Below are 20,223 nucleotides of genomic sequence, written 5' to 3'. Positions count from 1 at the left end.
TTTTATTCTTCCCAAGGGGCTTTACCAGATACTGTGATTCCCATGCTTCGAGCGGTACCCGCTACCATTTTCATAGCAGATTCCACTTTAAAGGCATTCAAGTCAGGCATTTTCACTTCCGCGATCTCCTTTACCTGATCCCAGGTAACTGATCCTACCTTCTTACGGTTAGGCTCAGCAGAACCACCCTTCAATTTTGCAGCTTCCAACAGCATGTTTGCAGCTGGAGGAGTTTTCACTACAAAGTCAAAAGACTTATCTGAGTAGATAGTAATCAATACTGGCAACGTCTGACCCATTTTATCCTGGGTACGTGCATTGTATTGCTTACAGAACTCCATGATGTTCAAACCCTTGGAACCAAGAGCTGGACCTACTGGAGGTGACGGATTTGCCTGGCCACCTTTCACTTGCAGTTTTAAATAACCAGTGATTTCCTTAGCCATTGCTTAGTCTTGTTTTTCTACTTGTATAAAGTTTAATTCTACAGGAGTATTTCGGCCGAAGATTTTGACCATTACGTTCAATTTCTTCTTATCCTCAAATATCTCCTCAATTGTCCCGGTAAATCCACTGAAAGGCCCATCCATTACTTTAATGGACTCTCCGACTATATATGGTGTATCCAGCTTCTCGGCAAACTCATCAATCTCCTCAACCTTTCCTAAGATACGGTTGACTTCTGATTGGCGTAACGGTTCAGGGGTTTTGGAAGCTCCCCCCTGGTTTGATCCAAGAAATCCGATTACTCCCGGAATGCTTGTTATTACGTGATTGGCTTCACCATTAGAGAGATCTGCATTGACCAAAACGTATCCTGGAAAGAAGTTTCTTTCACGAACACGTTTTTTGCCATTACGCATCTCATATACCTTCTCGGAAGGTATCAGTACTTCAGGAATAAACTCATCAATCCCTTGTCTTGAAATCTCATTATCCAAGTAGGTTTTTGTCTTTTTTTCCTGCCCAGCTACTACCCTGAGTACGTACCACTTATGTTCAGCCATTCTGTAATGTCAGTTCAATTAGAATAAATCATAAAACCATGTCATGATGTTTTCGAATCCCAAATCCACCACACCAATAAATAGCGCAAAGATCAAGGAGGCTACTAACACCAATACTGCTGAATTTTGAAGAAATGAGAACTTAGGCCAAGTGACCTTGTTCTTCATCTCATCATACGATTCGAGGACAAAGCTTTTAAGATTCATAGTACTATTACTTTCTTGCACGGGCAGAGAGATTCGAACTCCCATCAACGGTTTTGGAGACCGCTATTCTGCCATTGAACTATGCCCGTGTATCAATCGTCCCGCTAATGGGAACGCAAAATTAGATATTACTGGATAAAGAAACAAATGCGATCCCAAAAAACTTCAGGATCGCATTATATTTTCAATTATTCTCAGATGATTAGTCTAGAATTTCAGTTACCTGACCGGCACCTACTGTTCTACCACCCTCACGGATAGCGAATCGAAGACCTTTTTCCAATGCAACTGCATTCAACAAGTTAACTTCGATAGTTACGTTATCACCAGGCATAACCATTTCTACGTTTTCTGGAAGTTTGATCTCACCAGTTACGTCTGTAGTTCTAAGGTAGAACTGAGGTCTGTACTTGTTGAAGAATGGAGTGTGACGTCCACCTTCTTCTTTAGAAAGTACGTAAACTTCAGCTTTGAAGTGAGCGTGAGGCTTCACAGAACCTGGCTTACAGATAATCATACCACGCTTGATTTGCGCTTTTTCGATACCTCTAAGCAATAGACCTACGTTATCACCAGCTTCACCTCTATCTAGGATCTTACGGAACATCTCTACACCAGTCACTGTAGACTTCAAGCCTTCAGCACCCATACCGATGATATCCACAGGATCACCAGAATTGATTACACCTCTCTCGATACGACCAGTAGCTACAGTACCACGTCCAGTGATGGAGAATACGTCCTCTACAGGCATCAAGAAATCTTTATCTACAGCACGCTCTGGAAGAGGAATGTACTCATCTACTGAGCCCATCAATTCCATTACAGTTTCTACCCACTTCTCTTCACCGTTCAATGCACCAAGTGCAGAACCAGCGATTACTGGGATGTTGTCACCGTCGAATTCATAGAAAGAAAGCAATTCTCTGATTTCCATTTCCACAAGCTCAAGAAGCTCAGGATCGTCAACCATATCTACTTTGTTCATGAATACAACTAGTGCAGGTACACCTACCTGACGAGCCAAAAGGATGTGCTCTCTAGTTTGTGGCATTGGTCCGTCAGTAGCAGCTACTACTAGGATAGCACCGTCCATCTGAGCAGCACCAGTTACCATGTTTTTAACGTAGTCAGCGTGACCAGGACAATCCACGTGAGCATAGTGTCTCTTGTCAGTTTGATATTCTACGTGTGAAGTATTGATAGTAATACCTCTTTCTTTTTCTTCCGGAGCGTTGTCAATGGAAGAGAAATCTCTTAATTCAGATAGACCCTTTGAAGCCAATACAGTAGTAATAGCAGCAGTCAAAGTGGTTTTACCATGGTCTACGTGTCCAATCGTACCGATATTAACGTGCGGCTTGGAACGGTCGAATGTTGCTTTTGCCATGCGTGAAAATCCTCAGTTTAAGTTTAAAGATATGTTTAGATTTATTTTAAAGCCGATATGAGCCAACGACGGGATTTGAACCCGTGACCCCTTCCTTACCAAGGAAGTACTCTACCCCTGAGCTACGTCGGCTTTTGCCCGATGCTTTTCAGAGAAAAGCATAGAGCGGGAGACGAGGCTCGAACCCGCGACCTGCAGCTTGGAAGGCTGCCGCTCTACCAACTGAGCTACTCCCGCTTTTATTCTTTTGTCAGATTCAGAATCAATATCCTTCCTACTGACCCGGCAAAGCCGATTTTCTCTTTGCCTTGCAAAACTAAAAAAAAATTTCACATTCAGGCAATCTGTGGGGGAAACAGGATTCGAACCTGTGAAGACATAAGTCAACGGATTTACAGTCCGTCCCAGTTGGCCGCTTTGGTATTCCCCCAACTAGCGCTAAGATTCTGCTTGGTTTCCCTTACTGTCTGTCTTAACGGATGGCAAAATTAGAGGCTTTTCGGAAAGTATCAAAACGTGGAAATAAATTTTACCAATATTTTTATCACAATTCTCTCAAAATATTCAAAATCAACCAATTAATTTTCTACATCAAAGGCCTGCAAGAAATACTCAAAGTAACTTTTTACATTTTCATCTGCTTCCAGCGCAGCAATATCTCTGATTTTGCCCAAGATCTCCTCATCATCTGCATACCCCATCAATCCCTGAAAAGCTCCCAACCGCACATAACTTTGACTACTATGCTCCATCAGATTTAGTAAATATGTCAGCGCCTGTTTTTCTCCCTCTTCGGGATGCTGCACAAAGTATTCAGCATAATAGCCCAAAAAATAGTAGAGCCCCTCTCCACTTAACCTTGTTGCCTTTTGCCTAAACCAATCTCCCTTACCAGACACTCCCTCATTGAGATAATATTCTGCAACTGGAATCACTACCCTAAAATTATTTTCCCCAGCAAACTTTTCTATAAAAGTAGAATCAACCATCCCCTCGCTCTGAGACATCAGGCCCATCAGAGCAGAGCTCACGATCAAATAAGACGAATCCTCAGCGTATCGCTGAAAAGCATTATGATATTTATCAGGATCTATAGCTCCCAAGGCGTCAATAGCTCCTGCTCGCACAGAATTTTTGGCATCAGACTCTGCCAGCTCATAGATCTGATCTTCCAGCTCAGGATTGGTCATCACCCACTCGGGATGACTTTGGACGGCTTGAAGTGCTTTTTCCCTGATAGACCAAAAATCATCATGCAATGCCTGCGGCAAAAGTTCTAGCACATATTCTTCTGCCTCCCATGCCATCAAACTATCCAAAGCCTCATATCTTGCCACCCCAATCTCTGACTCGTTCCACTGCTCACTCATATACGATGGGGTAAGATCCATTTTTTTCACGAACAACAAATCCTGTCCTTCATCGATATAGACTTGTCGAAGTGGAGCTTGATTTTCCAAGGCAAACTGCTGAAAAGCCTGATCAAGTATAAATTCCTTTGATTTTCGCTGCCCGTTTTCATACCAACTCACTTCAAAGGGCAATCGATAAAGTGGGGAACTGCGTACATCTTGCTCCTGCCACGCACTAATTAGGATATTTTCCGGAACGGAATAATCCACTTCAAACCTGACCTGAGGGTGCCCCTTGTCCAAAAACCACTGGTCAAAAAACCAGTTTAGGTCTTCTCCAGAAACCTTTTCAAACGCCAATCTGAGATCGTGTACTTCTACCGCAGACAGCGCATGTTCGGTGAGATAATAATTCAAACTTTCAAAAAACACGGAATCCCCTAAATAACCGCGGAGCATATGCAGTATCAAGCCCCCTTTGGAATAGCTATGGGCATCAAACATTTCCTCAGGGTCATCATAATGGTACCGGATCAAATCAACTTGTTTTGCCTCAGCTTCCTGGAAATAAGTATCTCGCTCAGCTGTCAATTTGAGTTTGGCCTCATCGACTCCATACTTGTACTCGTTCCAGAGATATTCACTATAGTTGGCAAAAGCTTCATTCAATGTCAAATTAGCCCATGACTCAGTAGTCACATAGTCCCCAAACCACTGATGAAATAACTCATGGGCAATGATATAATCCCACTCCGAATCAATCGCCTCCCGCTCTGTCAATCGCAACTCTTCCATGAAAATCGACGCGGTGGTATTTTCCATCGCACCTGAGACAAAGTCTCTGACTACAATCTGATCATACTTTGGCCAAGGAAAACTGACCCCTAATAGCTCTTCGAAATATTCCATCATTTCTGGAGTATGCTGAAAGACTCGCTGTGCCCCTTTCTCATATCCTTTTTCTACATAGTAGCCCAAAGGAATTTCCCTATGCTGATCTTCTATCTTTCCAAAGTCCCCAACCACCACTGCAGCCAAGTAAGGCGCATGGGGAGTGGTCAGCTCCCAAGTGTCTTTGCGGAATCCATTTCCCAAGTCTTCTTGGGCAGTCAAAAGACCATTACTAATCGTCACCAGACTATCTGCCACAGATAGATGAATTTTTTGTGTAAATCTCTCATTGGGTGAATCGATCGTAGGAAACCATTTGGAATTAAATGAAGTCTCTCCCTGAGTCCAAATCATACGCGGCTTGGAAGCAATCGTATCCATAGGATCTATGAAATACAGTCCTTTGGTATCTGTAATAGCGGTCCCTCCTTTTCCTGCATTACGGTCTGGAAATGCAGTGTAGCGAATAGACAAAGAAAGAGTGTCCTCCACCTCGAGTTCCGCTGGCAAATAAATAGTCAATTGCTTTTCATCATAGGCATACCCAGGCTTAAACTCCTCTCCATTCACTTTCCCTTTGATCTCCCCCAATTCAAAATCTTTAGCGTCCAAAACCACTGTTTTCACAGGCTTGACATAGGGTTTTAAGCTAAGCAGCGCTTGCCCCTCAACAGCTGATCGACCATAGTCAAAACTCAAATCAAGCTCGGTATGCAGGATATCCATGTACCTTTTCCTACTAGGCTGATACGCATTTAGGTCTGCTTGTTTCTCACGAAGAAGCTGGAGGTATGCGAGTGAATCACTCGTACTACTTTTTACTGGCGCACTTTGGCTAGGCAACGCTGGAGGAGTCTCCGGTACGGGCACGGCTGATTTGCAGGCTGCAAGTAGTCCCAAGCATCCTAAGAAGAAAAATAACAGGGACTTTTGAGAAAGAGAATTTGGCAGAGTAAGCATTTATTGGATATTTGGAAGGAATATGCTTTCTGGTTGGGTACCAAAAAGAGATTCAAAGGCTCAAAATAGCAGGAATGTTTTCAGTAATCATTAATGAAAAGACTTATTCGGTCGAAAAAACCGAGAAAGAACTTCAAGTAAACGGCAAAAAGCTGGACTGGGATATCCAATGGATTTCCGAACGAAAAATCCATCTGATCTACCAGCATCAGTCACTAGAAGCCGAGCTGGTATCTGTCGATGCGGCTACTAAGTCCCTTCAGATCAAACTCAATCAAAAATTAGTGAATCTGCAGCTCAAAGATAGGTTTGACCTTCTTCTAGAAGAATTGGGAATGACACAAGAAGATTCCGCCCAGCTACAAGACATCAAAGCTCCGATGCCTGGATTGATACTGGACCTTCCTGTCAAGGTAGGTGACGAAGTCAAAAAAGGGGACACGCTGGTCATATTAGAAGCCATGAAAATGGAAAACACCATCAAATCCCCCGGTGAAGGAATCGTCAAAGAAGTCAAAGTCTCCCTCAATCAAAGTGTTGAAAAAAATCAGGTTCTGATCAAATTCTAAAGTCACCTGTCGAAAAATGAACAAAATCCAGATTCGGTTCGATTTTGGCTAGCATTCTGAAAGGAAGAAATTATATTTGTCCGGTTATTTTGATCCGCCTGACCGACGGCATCCTTTTTAAAAGTAAAAACAATGAAATACAAACGTATCCTCCTCAAGCTAAGTGGAGAGGCCTTGATGGGTGAAAAGAATTATGGAATCGATCCAAATCGTCTTCAGCAATACACCCAAGAGATCAAGAAAGTGAAAGAAATGGGGGTGGAAATCGCCATTGTGATCGGAGGAGGAAATATTTTTAGAGGGGTGCAAGCCGAAAAATCCGGCATAGACCGTGTCCAGGGCGACTACATGGGCATGCTCGCTACCTTGATCAATGCCATGGCACTTCAGAGTGCTTTGGAGCAGGCAGGACTTTACACCCGATTGATGTCGGGCATCAAGATCGAGAGCGTCTGTGAGCCATTTATCCGCAGAAGGGCCATTCGCCACCTAGAAAAAGGAAGAATCGTCATCTTTGGAGCCGGTATAGGCAATCCCTATTTCACCACCGACTCTACAGCTAGCTTGAGAGCTATCGAGACAGAGGCAGACGTCGTATTGAAAGGCACTCGAGTAGATGGCGTCTACACCGCAGATCCGGAAAAAGACAAAACAGCAACCAAATACCAGACAATCTCTTTCTCCGAAGTATACGAGAAAAACCTAAATGTCATGGATATGACAGCATTTACCCTTTGTCAGGAAAACAATCTACCTATTATCGTATTTGATATGAACAAAGCCGGCAACTTGAGCAAATTGGTTCAGGGTGAGGAAGTCGGTACTTTGATCACCACATTATAATTGAAGCAACATGGAAGAGATCGAATTATTTCTGGATGAAGCCAAAGAGCTAATGCAAAAAGCGGTAGAGCACACAGCCGCAGAATTGTTGAAAATCCGAGCTGGCAAGGCCATGCCCAATTTGGTAGACGGTATCATGGTGCCTTACTATGGCGCTCCGACACCTATCAATCAGGTTTCATCGGTGACCACTCCGGATGCAAGAACATTGGCAATCAAACCATTTGAGAGAACCCTCATCGGAGAGATCGAAAAAGCCATTATCAATTCAGATTTGGGACTGGCTCCACAAAACAATGGAGAAATCATCATCTTGACCATCCCTACCCTCACAGAAGAGCGTCGTATCAACTTGGTCAAGCAGGCCAAAAATGATTGTGAACACGGCAAAATCTCCGTCAGAAATGTCCGAAAAGACACCAATGACTCCCTGAAAAAACTTCAGAAAGACGGTGCATCTGAGGATGAAATCAAAACAGCTGAAGAGAAAGTCCAAAAATTGACAGACCAGTATACGGTCAAAATGGATGAATTGCTCGCCAAGAAGGAAGCTGAAATCATGAAAGTCTGAGGAAGATTTCAAATCTATCATCATACAAAAGCCAGCCCAGAGAGATTCTGAGCTGGCTTTTGTCTTTAAGAACCCCGTCGAGTTTATTTGACTAGCACCTCAATCAAATCCTGATGGATAACGGATTCGGTACTTCTATCAATCAAAGCAAATCCATATTCCCCCGCAAAACCATTGTCCCAATAAAAAGGTACGATCCCGTTTTCTTTCATCTTGATGCTCAAGTAATCCAAATAATGCTTTCTATTGGAATGATTAGCTGGATCGGAAGGCTTGGATACTGCCCCAAATTCTCCCATGATCACAGGAATACCTTGGTCGATAAATTTACTTTTCAGTCTTCCAAATTGTGTATCCGCATAGTCTTCATTTCCCCAAATCGCTTTTTTATCTGGGTCGATAGCAGCTGAGCCCCACTGAGTGATAAGATCATCATCCCGCAGAGCAAATTCCCAAGGATCATAATAATGGGTCTCAAGCATGAGCCTTCCTTCTATCTCATCTTCGGGAATCAAGAAATGATCAATCGCATAATCCACCACAGTATTGTAAGATTGGACCACAAGATGTCGATAAGCATTCCTCCCCCCAGTAGAGCGCACCGTATTTACAAAAATCTGATTGAAACCGTTTTGGACTGCCAGATTTTCAGCACTTGGGTTTCCATAATTCCCCTCCACCAAGACCTCATTGGATCCTGCAAAAAGCAATCGATCATCATAATCTCTAAATCGCAAAGCCACCTGAATCCATAGCTGCTCCAGTCGCTCATTTGCTTCGTCCTGCTCTTCAAAAGTTGGCTGCATCCATCCGCCATCCCAGTGATTATTGAGCACAACAAAGAGATCCTGATCTAATGCATACTTCACTACTTCCTCTACTCGACTGATCCACGCCGGATCAATTTCGTAGCTTTCCTCATTGACCAATTTGCTCCAGGCCACAGGAATACGAATCGACTGAAAACCTAGGTTTTTAATTTGAGCTATCAGGGACGCCGTCACCACTGGATTACCCCAAGCGGTTTCTCCTCCGATGGCTTCGAGGGAGTTTCCTAGGTTCCAACCCGCTCCCATCATTTGACTGAGTTCCAAGCTGCTCATATCTCTCATTCCTGTCGGATCTGCCGGAATGTAAAAATCCGGCCTAGGCGCTTCAGACCCCGCTTGGGTAATGCTAAGATTTTTCAAAAGTCCCGTAACAGAAATACGGACGGTCGCCTCTCGCGAAGTAGAAGTGGGATTGGGCTCAAGTGTGAACTGCAAACTCCCATCCCCACTCCCTTGAGCTTGATCTAATAGCACCCAATCGGACGTAGTATTTGCCTGCCAAGCTGCATTTGACTGAATAGCAACAGAGAAAGTTTCGCCCAGGCCATCTGCCTGAATGATCTCTGGATCGATTGACAAGTAAATTGGCTCGGGGTCTTCATTTCCTCCACAGGAAAAGAGCACCAGGCACAACAAAAATCTAAGGGTTAGGTTCAATGGGTTTTTCATACCCCAAATCTAACCCAGCTAGAAATCTAGGAGGTATATGAAATGTTAACAAGTAGGGCCTCAAATGTTGCTTTATTGAATTTGGATAAAAGTAGCCACACCAAAACGCGCCCCGCCTCTCAGGTATTCGCCGTTTTCGAAGCCAGCCCCTATCTCCACTCTGAAAATTCTAAACAGATTGTCCAACGAATAGCCGACTTCGACATAATGAGGCGAATTTTCTGTTTTGAGATAGTTTAAGAAAATGTTTTCTCTCACCCCAGAAAAGCGCAACATCGGAAGCTGAGTCAATAAGAATTTCCTGAATTGGTAATGAAAAATCCCGGAAATGTAGGAAGAACTCGTGCTATACTTGTAATAGTCCATAAATCGGTAATTGGAGGCTGGACCAAAATTGGAAAAGATGGTTCGATTACCTCCAAAATGCTGATAATCCGGGAAATACACCTGGTCATTAGTCAGAAACACTCCCCCACTTATATTGAAGTCCAGCTCACCACTAACACCAAAACTAAAATCATGCTCAATCCCCAACTCCAGATGATCAAAGTCTGAAGCATTTTCTTGATTTCTAACCGCCGGGATGGCCTTGGTATATCCTGCTTTGATCAGAGGAGCCCGATCTGAGATAGGGTATTTACGACCATTCCGGATACCATAGCGGATGCCTGGCCTCCAATCCACCCCGATATGCAATTTAGCAATCTGATGATTTTGAAAATCCATGTCAGCAGCCTCTACATTTGTGGGTTGATTTGCGGTATATTCTCTCTCAGGCTTATTATAAAAACTATAATTCGACTCATTGAAAAGCTGTCTGCGGTCTGCCAGAGTCAGATTGGCGCGATAAGTCAGGCCATAGTTGATCCGCTGTGCCCAATACAGCTTCACAAAATCCTGCTCATAAAGCTTCATGTAATTCTGCCTGAAAAACAACGAGTATAGCGCATTGACTTGCTCGTTGATAGGCTCGCCTCCATTGAACTGATAGATATATCGACCCGCTTCCAAGCCCCAAGTTTCCCCGGAAATCGGCAAGGTATGAGACCATCGAAAATCTATTTTTCCATAAAACCGCTTACTCGAAAATCCATAGCGCAACTCAGGTTCTATCTGAAAACTCCTTCGATCCAGACTCACGCTGTCTGCCAGTTTCGTCTCTTGATACTTCCTATAAAAAAGTCCCATCCCCACTTTTGCCCCTTCAACAGTATTAAAGGAAATCTTGGTCCAGTTCTGCCTGAACCCCAGTGAAACACCTTTCCCAAAACTGTAACTTGCACCGTTCAAAAAGTCCAATGGCTTGTACTTTCTTCTTGCCTTCTTGGCTACGGAGTCCACCTCGCTCATTTTTGCGGCCTCCACAGTAGCCACACTGTCATCCCGTTGATACCCTTCTATTTCTTTCCGAGTCAGAGGCACAGGACGGATGCTATCCCAATAGCTCAGATCGCGTTTTTTGGCTAGAGAGTCTACGCTGTAATAGCGTTCTGTCACTACCTCCGGTTGCTTTTGCTCCTGAATCATCTCCTTCTCGTATTCATTCAGCAGCTTTCGATATTCTTTGCGGGTTTTGGGCTCCTCAGAAGCCAACTTTTCAAAGGAAGAAAGATCTGACTTGCTCTCTGCGAGTACTTCCTCGGGAACTTCTTCGACCTTTTCATCTATCAGCGTCGGAGGCTGTACCAGATCTGGATTGAGCGTCACTTCATATTCATTGGTAGAGCCGAGGTAGTTAAACTCCCCTTCAAACCCGAAGAATTTCCCGCCAAACTTATACGTATGAGTGAATGGCATCCAGACATTTTCGGCTACCGGCGCATACTGCTGTGTCGCCTCTATCTGAAACCCGAGCAGGGAGGTTTTCAAGTCCAAACTATGAATCGCCCAGAGATCTTCGATGATGTAAATATATCCTTCAAAAACCCTCTCCCCTCGGGATCTGGGAGTGACCTTGATCTTGTTGACCAGGACACCCTGATCAAAGAAGCTTCCTTCAAATCGAAACTTATAATACGTAAAAGCAGCCCGTGAAAGCGGTGTGATGATATCATTGATTTTCTCCTGATAAAAACTCGTCTGAATGTAGGGTGCGGGAGAAGTTGCCTGATTGTCTCCATTGGTCCGGATGGAGATGACCTTCTCTTCCACTTTGTCTGGCTGGGTAAAGGTAATTCTGGAAACAGACTCAGAAGTATAGGCCTCATTGAGATTCAAGCCATCTTTTTCGAGCGTTTTTCTCAGAAAAAAAGGCGCATCTGTTAATTGCCCAGTCCCTTTGAGATAGACTGTCATCGAGTAAGACTGCAGCTGCAAGCGATGATATTTGGCTTTGGTGATGGCCTTACGCATGATCGTCAGAGCAGGATCTTCAGCCCCAGCTCTCACCTCCACCTCACTCAGGGTGTATACTTGAGGTTCCAACTGCACGTTGAATTCCACCCAATCATTCTCAACCACGATTGTTTCGATGACCGATTTGTATCCCAGATACTGAAATAGCACATCATAAATTCCCTTTTTGAGGCGAAGCTCAAAGTGTCCTTCTTCGTTGGTAGGAGCTCCATCTCCGGTATTCCGGATGTAGACAGAGGCAAAAGGTAAAGCCTCTCCATCTTTGTTGGTGATCTTTCCCCGAATACCCTGAGCCACCGCAGCCTGAATACCCGCAAAATGAAAGAGTAAAAATAGAATTGAAAAAAGCTGTACTGTTCTTACCATACCTTTTTGGAAAACTTAAATATAAGCATCTGAGCAAAGCAATTTTGCAAACGGCCAGTGAGTTAAGAATATTTAGGAGAAATTAGCAATCGGCTTGTCTGAGTAAAAATTGCCTTGTGAAATTGCCCAAATCCTAGCACCTTAGACAGCTAATCCCCTATAAGCCGGAGAAGTTTGGAATGCTTGCCGGGAGGATTTCTTATGAAAAACTGCTGTTTTTATTTATCTCTTTTACTTGGACTCATTGCTTGTCAGACCTCAGATCCGGCAGAGAATGAGCCTACACTTTTTGAAGAAATTTCAGCGGATCATTCCGGAATGGATTTTAGCAACATGCTCAGTCATGACGAAAGCTTCAATATTTTCACGTATCGGAATTTCTATAATGGAGGCGGTGTCGCACTTGGAGATGTGAACAATGATGGACTGCTGGACATCTACCTGACGGCAAATTTGACAGAAAACAAACTCTATATCAATCGGGGTGATTTCCGCTTTGAGGACATTACAGACCAAGCAGGGGTCCAAGGAAGTCAAGCCTGGAGCACAGGAGTAGCTATGGCCGATATCAATGGAGATGGATGGCTAGATATTTATGTCTGCAACTCAGGTGATATTCAAGGGGACAATAAGCAAAACGAACTTTTCATCAATCAGGGAGATGGTACTTTTCTGGAGCAAGCAGAAGCCTATGGGCTTGCCGACCAGGGGCTTTCGACTCACGCAGTTTTTTTTGACTATGACAAAGATGGCGATCTGGATGTCTACCTTCTCAATAATAGCTACCAAGCCATCGGCAGCTTTAACAAAATGCAAAATGAAAGGCCACAGCGCGATGCGGTAGGTGGCGACAAGCTATTTAGAAACGAAGGAAATCGTTTTGTCGACGTCAGCGAGGAAGCAGGAATTTATGGATCTATCATCGGTTTTGGACTGGGAGTGAGTGTGGGTGATGTCAATCATGACACTTGGCCAGACATCTTTATTTCCAATGATTTTTTTGAAAAGGACTATCTCTATCTCAACAACCAGGATGGCACCTTTACCGAATCTTTAGAATCTGCCATGAGATCTATCTCTGCTTCTTCGATGGGAGCCGATATCGCAGATATCAATGGCGACGGTTGGCTGGATATTTTTGTCTCGGATATGCTTCCAGCCAGTCCTCAGCGACTCAAACAAGTGACAAACTTCGACAATTGGGATAGGTTTCAGTTCAACAAAACCCATGGGTATCATTATCAATTTTCGCGAAATATGCTCCATATCAACAATGGGGACGGAACTTTCAGTGAAATGGGCCGGCTGGCAAATGTAGAGGCCACAGACTGGAGCTGGGGAGGATTGATTTTTGACATGGACAATGATGGGCTCAAAGACCTTTTTGTTGCCAATGGCATCTATCAGGATATCACGGATCAGGATTATCTCAATTTCATAGACAATGAAGAGACCAAAATCAAAATTATCACTCAGCAAGGGATCGACTACCAAGCCTTGATCGATCCTATCCCGATCAATCCTGTCGCCAATTTTGCTTTTAAAAACTCAGGAGACCTGAACTTTCAAAACAAAGCTGAGGAGTGGGGATTTGGGAAAAAAGGACATTCCAACGGGGCAGCTTACGGAGATCTCAACAATGACGGTGCACTAGATCTAGTCGTCAACAATGCAAATGCTCTGGCACAGATTTTCAAAAACAACAGCAGAATCTTTTTCCCAGAAAACCATTTTGCCCAGATCAAGTTGATCGGAAAAAATCAAAACACTGCAGCCATAGGGAGCCAAATTTTGCTGGAAGCGGGCGGTCAAACTCTCTACCTTGAGCAGATGCCCAATCGAGGTTTTCAGTCCTCTGTGGATCCCAAACTTACCTTTGGTCTAGGAGCGACAAGCCTTATAGACAAAATCCAGATCACCTGGCCTGATGGATCCGGAAGTATCCTCAATGATGTCCCTGCCGATCAGCTCATCGAGCTCTCTTGGAGCGATTCTGATCCTAATTTCAAAGATTTCTTTCCTGACAAACACGCTACAGAATTCCAATTTGAAAAAGAAAACTCAGGAAGCACACTCATTCGACATCAGGAAAACAATTTTGTAGATTTTGATAGAGACAGATTGACCTACCACATGCTCTCTAGTGAGGGCCCAGCAGTAGCCAAAGGAGACATCAATGGAGATGGTCTCGAAGATTTGTTTCTCGGGGGATCAGCAGGATTTTCATCGCAACTATTTCTGGGAACAAATTCGGACAACTTCCGACCTTTTGCCCAGGCAGAGATAGCCAGTGATTCTTTGTATGAGGATAGTGATGCATTATTGATCGATCTCAATCAGGACGGCGCTTTGGATTTGGTAGTAGCATCTGGAGGTAATGAATACCCCGCAAACTCACCCTTTTATCGGGATAGGGTCTACCTCAATCAAGGCAACGGAGAATTTAAAAAAGCAGACAACTTCCCGAATAAGCGCACTCCCACCTCATCCGTGAAGTCCATTGATCTCAATAAAGATGGCTATTTAGATCTGATCGTTGCTGAAAGGCTGATTCCCGAAGCCAACGGAGCCTTGGCCTCAGTCCAAATCTGGATCAATGACGGAAAAGGAAATCTATCTGAGCAGACGAGTCAAATGGCACCAGACTTCGCCGAGCTGGGCATGATCACCACATTGGCTGTGGTAGACTGGAATGCGGATGGTCTCGAAGATGTAATTGCGACAGGAGACTGGATGGAACCTACATTTTTCAAAAATACTGGAGGAAAACTTCAAAAATCAACTATTTCCACCCATGCAAATCTCAAAGGATGGTATAGATCCATGGCTATAGCGGACTTGGACGGGAATGGTCTTCCAGATATCATTTTGGGAAATCAGGGGCTGAATAGCCGATTCAAGGTTCAGGAAGATGTAAGAATTCAGATGTATTTTCATGATTTTGACCAAAACGGGAGTTTGGAGCAGCTTTTTGTCGAGAACCGGGGTGATGTCAAGATCCCATATACGCTCAAGCATGATTTGGAAAAGCAAATCCCGAGTATTCGCAAGAAGTACATTCGCTATTCCAACTATAACAATCAGACCTTAGATCAAATTTTTGATCCATCAGAGATCGAGCTTGCCTTGGTCAATGAGGTTAACCAATTCGCATCCGGTGTTTTGATGAATCAGGGAAATGATGTGTTTGAGTGGAAAGCATTCCCAAGAATGGCACAGCGCTCCTGGATATTTGCGATCCAGACTTTGGACCTCAACGAGGATGGCATATTGGATCTGATCTTAGGAGGAAATCTCTTGGGTGTCCAACCTGAAATCGGGAAATCCGATGCCAGCTACGGAGATATTTTGCTAGGAAATGGAGATGGGTCTTTTGAGTACGTTCCCAATTCCGCTCATGGATTGCAGCTTCATGGGGACATCCGCAGTTTTAAAATGCTAAATCCTCAGCAACTTTTAGTCATCAAAAACAATGACATAGCGGAAATATGGAGGATAAAGAAACCAGACTAAATTTCTCCGCTTGTTGATTTTCGAAGACCTGGCATCCGAGCTATCTATTTTGTCCGGACTACAGCCTCCCGCTCATTCTTTTGGAAAGGAAGGAATTTCACATATTTTTGACAATCACACGCCACCAATCTCAGACATTACTTGAGTCTCCACGCCTCATTTCCTAAATTCAAGGTTCCAATAAAGTTTTAAACCCAATGTTCCGATTCAATCAGCTGCTTGGCGCAGCTCTAGTTCTACTTGTTTTTGCCTGCCAAAAACCCAAAGATTACAGTCAGGCAATTACCGACGGAAGCTATCTCACGCAAGCCCAAAACAGAATTACTGAAGTCATCATCCATGATATTTTTTCTCCACCAGTAGCTGCACGGATCTATTCTTACGCTTCCTTGGCAGCCTATGAGGTCGCAGCCGCTACCGATCCTGCCTATCAGTCTCTTTTGGGCCAATTGAATGGATCCGAATCGGTCAGCTTTCAGCCATCAGAGAAAGTCTACCCACCTTTGGCCTCTTTGGCGGCCTATTACAAAATGGGAACTGGATTGATATTTTCGGAAGATATGGTCAATGCCCACCGCGATAAGATTTTTGAAGAACTTAGAGAAAAAGGAATTCCTGAGGATGTCTTTGAAGCTTCAGTTGCCTTTGGCGAAGAAGTAGCTGCTGCTGTCAAAGCTTACTCTTCCAAGGATAATTATCACCAAAGCCGGTCTTTTCCGAAATACACAGTGACTGGCCAGCCAGGAACTTGGGAGCCTACTCCCCCTGCCTACATGGAGGGCATCGAGCCTCATTGGAACAAGATCAGAACATTTGCCATCGACTCTGCAGCGCAATTCAAAGTCTCTCCTCCCCCAGCTTTTTCCACGGAGCCAGGTTCGGAATTCTACAAAGAGGCCAAGGCTGTCTACGAAGCAGTCATCCAAGCAGGCAAAGAAGAATTGGACATTGCGATGTTTTGGGACTGCAATCCTTACAAGATGAATGTCAAGGGACATGTCATGTTTGCGGAGAAAAAGATCACCCCAGGAGGCCATTGGATGAGCATTGCATCTATAGCCGCCAAAACTGCCGATGCAGATTGGAAAAAGACGGCGGAAGCCTTTGTCCTAACAGGTATTTCATTGCACGATGCTTTTGTAGCATGTTGGGATGAAAAATACCGAAGCAAGCTTATTCGCCCTGAAACATATATCAATCAGCACATTGATGAAGAGTGGGTTCCGGTTTTGCAAACACCTCCCTTCCCCGAACACACCAGTGGACATAGCGTAGCTTCTACATCAGCTGCCTTTACCTTGACACAGCTATTTGGTGAAGACTTTCATTTTGTGGATAGCTCGGAAGTCAACTATGGCCTTCCTGTCCGGGAGTTTGATTCCTTTTTTGACGCCTCTTCAGAAGCAGCCATTTCTCGCTTTTACGGAGGGATCCACTACATGCCTGCTATCAATGAAGGCGTATGGCAGGGAAGAAAAGTAGGAGAGTTGATTTGGACCAAAGTCAGCACCAAGTCCAAAAACCTAGCAGAAAACAAGTAATTTAAGCAGCCCAAAAGGGCTGTTTTTTTTGAACCAAAATACTTTAAGCATGTCGAATCCCATCTGGATCATGACTTCGGCTTTTGATCAGCTAAGTCTCGATCAAATCCTAGAAAAAGCGAAAGAAATCAATGTGCAAGGACTGGATCTTTGTGTCTTTCGCAAGGATGGAACACGAGATGACTTTGTTGCGACGCACTTGGACTATGAAAACTTTGGTCCGGAACAGGCAAAAGTCCTGATCGAGAAATTCAATGGAGCAGAATTGCGCCTATCTATCGGTGCTTTTGACAATCTCATCGGAGGAGATCCCGCCCAGCGAATCAAAAACCAAAACCATCTCCTCCGCCTAATTCAGATGGCCTATTATCTCGGTGGAGATGAAAATGATGTCAAGGTAGGCACCTTCGTGGGATACAATCATGAGCTGGGCAATGAAGAAGGTGGATTTGAAAAGAACTTACTTGAATATCAGCGGATATTCACTCCGATCATCAACTATGCGGCTGATTTGGGAGTGACCGTACTGTATGAAAACTGCCCGATGGAAGGCTGGAGAAGTTCTGGACACTTCGGCACCTTCAATAATCTACCGGGAGTTTTGGCTGCCAGAAAACTGATGTACCAGCTCATCCCTGCCAAAAATCATGGAGAAATCTATGATCCATCCCACGACATTTGGCAGCACACAGATCCTGTTGAAGTAATAAAAAACACGGATATGGATCGACTCAAGAGAATTCATGTCAAGTCAACCCGAAACAATCCGAACCCTTTTTGGGGAAATATGTATCCCATGCATCAGATCCCGGATTCTTGGGCGAAAGAAGCAGGAATTCCATCAAGTACGAATCCTTGGGACAGACATCACTACGAAGCCACCTTACCGGGTTTCGGATTAGGAGACAGCATGGACTGGAGAGCTTTTGTCAACATTCTGAAAGAAAAGGGATTTTCGGGTGCCTTTGAAATCGAGAATGAAGCCGTCTTATCGAAGCAGACTGGTAAGATGGGAGCCATCGTACAAGGCTGTAAAGCTGCCGTGCAAAACCTTGCTCCTTTGCTTTATGAATTGGGAGAGGAAGGGTGGACTTATCCGGAGTCAGAATACAAGCCACTTTTGGAGGTAAATCGGAAGCCTCTTCCGCTTGTGAAGATGGACGATTTATAAATCTTCCAAAATCTCATCGAGCAAGTAAGACAAGGACAGTTTATAGATATAATTGACGAACTAGCAATCAAACTGATTAGACTATGCCAAGACAAGTAACGCTTTTGATTGTTCTGCTTCTTATTTGTGGTTTTGGCTGCACTCAGCGACATGAGCCAGTTTCACTTCAGCAGATTCAGGTAGAAGCACCTTTTGAAATGCCTCCTATTTCCTATCCTGATTTTTCTAAGACAGAAAAACTGAATATCGTTGATTTCGGAGCCGACCCAAAAGATCAGAAAGCTACGTCCAATGCTATTTCAGAGGCGATTTCAAAAGCCAATTCCCTAGGTGGTGGTACGGTGATCATTCCCCCTGGAGAATGGCCTACTGGTAAAATCCACTTCAAAAGCCATGTCAATTTACATCTTGAAAAAGGGGCTACTTTACTTTTTTCCGGCAATCCAGAAGACTATTTACCTGCCGTTCAGAGCACTTGGGAGGGAATGGAATGTTTCAATTATTCTCCCCTGATATATGCTTTTGAATGCGAAAATATAGCCATCACAGGCGAAGGTGAATTGAAAGCCCAAATGGACATTTGGGAAGTTTGGTTTGCACGTCCAGATGCACATATGCAGGCCCTGAAAAAATTGTATACGATGGCCTCAGAAGGCGTGCCTGTCCAGGAGCGGCAAATGGTAGGGGATGAAGCGAACTTTCGCCCACAATTTATCCAGTTCAACAGAAGCAAAAATATCCTTCTCGAAGGAGTGACCATCACAAATAGCCCCTTTTGGGTGATTCATCCATTTCTTTCCAAAGATATCGTCATCCGAGATGTGAAGGTCTTTGCACATGGGCACAATAATGACGGGGTAGACCCAGAAATGAGTCAAAACATTTTGATCGAAGACTGTGTATTTGATCAAGGAGATGATGCCATCGCAGTCAAATCAGGCAGAAACCAAGATGCCTGGAGGCTGAATACACCCACAAAAAATCTCGTGATCCGAAATTCTCTCGTCAAAAATGGACATCAACTCCTGGCCATAGGAAGTGAGCTATCGGGAGGAGTAGAAAATGTCTTCATGGAAAACTGCACCGTTGAAGAGGGGGCTAAATTGAATCATCTGCTCTTCATCAAAACAAATGAAAGAAGAGGTGGCAACGTGTCTAATATTTACCTGAAAAACATCAAATCCGGCAGAATTGATTTAGGGATTTTAGGAATAGAAACCGACGTGCTTTACCAATGGAGAGACTTGGTGCCAACCTATGAGAGAAGACTGACTCCCATCAAAAACATTTATTTAGAAAATGTAAAAGCGGGAAATGTTGAATTCGTATCCAGAATCTTGGCAGATCCGGAATTACCTGTAGAAAACATTCAGCTCAGCAATGTCCAGTATGATTCTTTGCGAGGAGAAAAATTGATCCATGAGAATGTGGTGAATTTCAAAATGGATTAATGAAAAATTCACTTCGGATAACAGCCTAAACTTTTATTTGCTTCTAAAGTAAACTTCTCACCGATTCTCCTCATACCCCTGATCTTCTTTCAGGTCAAAACCTTCTGCCGCTGCGACTGCCAACTGGTCACAGCGCTCATTTTCTATATTTCCAGCATGGCCTTTCACCCAAACAAATTTGGGTTTGTATTTCAGATGAAGGGGAATATAGCGCAACCAGAGGTCAGGGTTTTTCTTATCCTTGAATCGCTTTTTTTGCCAGCCCCACAGCCAACCTTTTTCGATGGCATCCACCACGTACTTGCTATCAGAATAGATCGTCACCGGAAATTCATCTGTATTCAAAGCTTGCAGTGCACGGATCACAGCGAGCAATTCCATGCGGTTGTTCGTAGTCAGTCGAAAGCCCTCAGAAAGCTCCTTGCGATGCTTGCCAAACTTCAACACAGCTCCATATCCTCCCGGCCCGGGATTGCCTTTGGCGGCTCCATCGGTGTAAATGGTAATCATGGCACAAAGAAAGGGAATATTCTCGGG

At 44.0% G+C, this 20,223-nt stretch carries 15 protein-coding genes and 4 tRNA genes; 7 read left to right on the top strand and 12 right to left on the bottom strand.

The window, feature by feature from the left end; translation table 11 throughout:
- Positions 1-2 precede the first annotated feature (2 nt).
- The 9 genes from rplK to G460_RS0116665 form a co-directional block, all read right to left on the bottom strand.
- Positions 3-446 (bottom strand): 50S ribosomal protein L11, encoded by a 444-nt coding sequence (rplK, locus tag G460_RS0116705; protein ID WP_026956436.1) that lies wholly within the window; start codon positions 444-446, stop codon positions 3-5.
- Positions 447-449: 3 nt separating this feature from the next.
- Positions 450-1,007, bottom strand: a complete 558-nt coding sequence (gene nusG / locus G460_RS0116700) for a transcription termination/antitermination protein NusG (protein ID WP_026956435.1) — start codon at positions 1,005-1,007, stop codon at positions 450-452.
- 18 nt (positions 1,008-1,025) lie between these two features.
- Positions 1,026-1,214 (bottom strand): preprotein translocase subunit SecE, encoded by a 189-nt coding sequence (gene secE, locus G460_RS0116695; RefSeq protein WP_026956434.1) that lies wholly within the window; start codon positions 1,212-1,214, stop codon positions 1,026-1,028.
- 18 nt (positions 1,215-1,232) lie between these two features.
- Positions 1,233-1,303 (bottom strand) — tRNA-Trp (locus G460_RS0116690).
- A gap of 113 nt (positions 1,304-1,416) precedes the next feature.
- Positions 1,417-2,604 carry an elongation factor Tu gene (tuf, locus tag G460_RS0116685; RefSeq protein WP_026956433.1) on the bottom strand — a complete coding sequence of 396 codons (1,188 nt, stop codon included), beginning with the start codon at positions 2,602-2,604 and terminating at the stop codon, positions 1,417-1,419.
- 60 nt (positions 2,605-2,664) lie between these two features.
- Positions 2,665-2,736 (bottom strand) — tRNA-Thr (locus G460_RS0116680).
- 32 nt (positions 2,737-2,768) lie between these two features.
- A tRNA-Gly gene (locus G460_RS0116675) sits at positions 2,769-2,841 on the bottom strand.
- A gap of 110 nt (positions 2,842-2,951) precedes the next feature.
- Positions 2,952-3,034, bottom strand: a tRNA-Tyr gene (locus G460_RS0116670).
- A 148-nt stretch (positions 3,035-3,182) separates the two neighbouring features.
- Complete coding sequence (locus G460_RS0116665) at positions 3,183-5,807, bottom strand: M1 family metallopeptidase (protein WP_026956432.1); 2,625 nt, start codon at positions 5,805-5,807, stop codon at positions 3,183-3,185.
- A gap of 74 nt (positions 5,808-5,881) precedes the next feature.
- On the opposite strand from G460_RS0116665, the gene G460_RS0116660 reads away from it, so the two are divergent.
- The 3 genes from G460_RS0116660 (at position 5,882) to frr (ending at position 7,790) form a co-directional block, all read left to right on the top strand.
- Positions 5,882-6,376 (top strand): acyl-CoA carboxylase biotin carboxyl carrier protein subunit, encoded by a 495-nt coding sequence (locus G460_RS0116660; RefSeq protein WP_026956431.1) that lies wholly within the window; start codon positions 5,882-5,884, stop codon positions 6,374-6,376.
- A gap of 132 nt (positions 6,377-6,508) precedes the next feature.
- Complete coding sequence (pyrH, locus tag G460_RS0116655) at positions 6,509-7,219, top strand: UMP kinase (RefSeq protein WP_026956430.1); 711 nt, start codon at positions 6,509-6,511, stop codon at positions 7,217-7,219.
- Positions 7,220-7,229: 10 nt separating this feature from the next.
- Entirely contained in the window at positions 7,230-7,790 is a 561-nt protein-coding gene (frr, locus tag G460_RS0116650) for a ribosome recycling factor (protein ID WP_026956429.1), read from the top strand.
- Positions 7,791-7,873: 83 nt separating this feature from the next.
- Here the strand turns inward: frr and G460_RS0116645 are convergent, their stop codons facing one another.
- Both G460_RS0116645 and G460_RS0116640 read right to left on the bottom strand, forming a co-directional pair.
- Positions 7,874-9,289, bottom strand: a complete 1,416-nt coding sequence (locus tag G460_RS0116645; protein ID WP_026956428.1) for a cellulase family glycosylhydrolase — start codon at positions 9,287-9,289, stop codon at positions 7,874-7,876.
- Positions 9,290-9,361: 72 nt separating this feature from the next.
- On the bottom strand, positions 9,362-12,010 hold the full coding sequence (locus G460_RS0116640; protein WP_026956427.1) for a DUF5686 and carboxypeptidase regulatory-like domain-containing protein: 2,649 nt from the start codon (positions 12,008-12,010) through the stop codon (positions 9,362-9,364).
- A 201-nt stretch (positions 12,011-12,211) separates the two neighbouring features.
- Here G460_RS0116640 and G460_RS22035 point away from each other — a divergent pair, with 201 nt between their 5' ends.
- From G460_RS22035 to G460_RS0116620, 4 genes are all read left to right on the top strand, one after another.
- Positions 12,212-15,523: a VCBS repeat-containing protein gene (locus G460_RS22035; protein WP_035464562.1), complete on the top strand. Its 3,312-nt coding sequence runs from the start codon at positions 12,212-12,214 to the stop codon at positions 15,521-15,523.
- A 197-nt stretch (positions 15,524-15,720) separates the two neighbouring features.
- Positions 15,721-17,064: a vanadium-dependent haloperoxidase gene (locus tag G460_RS0116630; protein ID WP_026956426.1), complete on the top strand. Its 1,344-nt coding sequence runs from the start codon at positions 15,721-15,723 to the stop codon at positions 17,062-17,064.
- A 49-nt stretch (positions 17,065-17,113) separates the two neighbouring features.
- Positions 17,114-18,235, top strand: a complete 1,122-nt coding sequence (locus G460_RS0116625; protein ID WP_026956425.1) for a sugar phosphate isomerase/epimerase family protein — start codon at positions 17,114-17,116, stop codon at positions 18,233-18,235.
- Positions 18,236-18,318: 83 nt separating this feature from the next.
- On the top strand, positions 18,319-19,686 hold the full coding sequence (locus G460_RS0116620) for a glycoside hydrolase family 28 protein (RefSeq protein ID WP_026956424.1): 1,368 nt from the start codon (positions 18,319-18,321) through the stop codon (positions 19,684-19,686).
- A gap of 57 nt (positions 19,687-19,743) precedes the next feature.
- Here G460_RS0116620 and rnhA read toward each other — a convergent pair whose 3' ends face one another.
- Positions 19,744-20,196, bottom strand: a complete 453-nt coding sequence (rnhA, locus tag G460_RS0116615; protein ID WP_026956423.1) for a ribonuclease HI — start codon at positions 20,194-20,196, stop codon at positions 19,744-19,746.
- Positions 20,197-20,223 lie beyond the last annotated feature (27 nt).

This window comes from Algoriphagus vanfongensis DSM 17529, assembly GCF_000429465.1.
Lineage (GTDB): Bacteria > Bacteroidota > Bacteroidia > Cytophagales > Cyclobacteriaceae > Algoriphagus > Algoriphagus vanfongensis.
The sequence above is the reverse complement of the archived record's forward strand: the minus strand, read 5'-3'. Positions and strand labels throughout refer to the sequence as shown.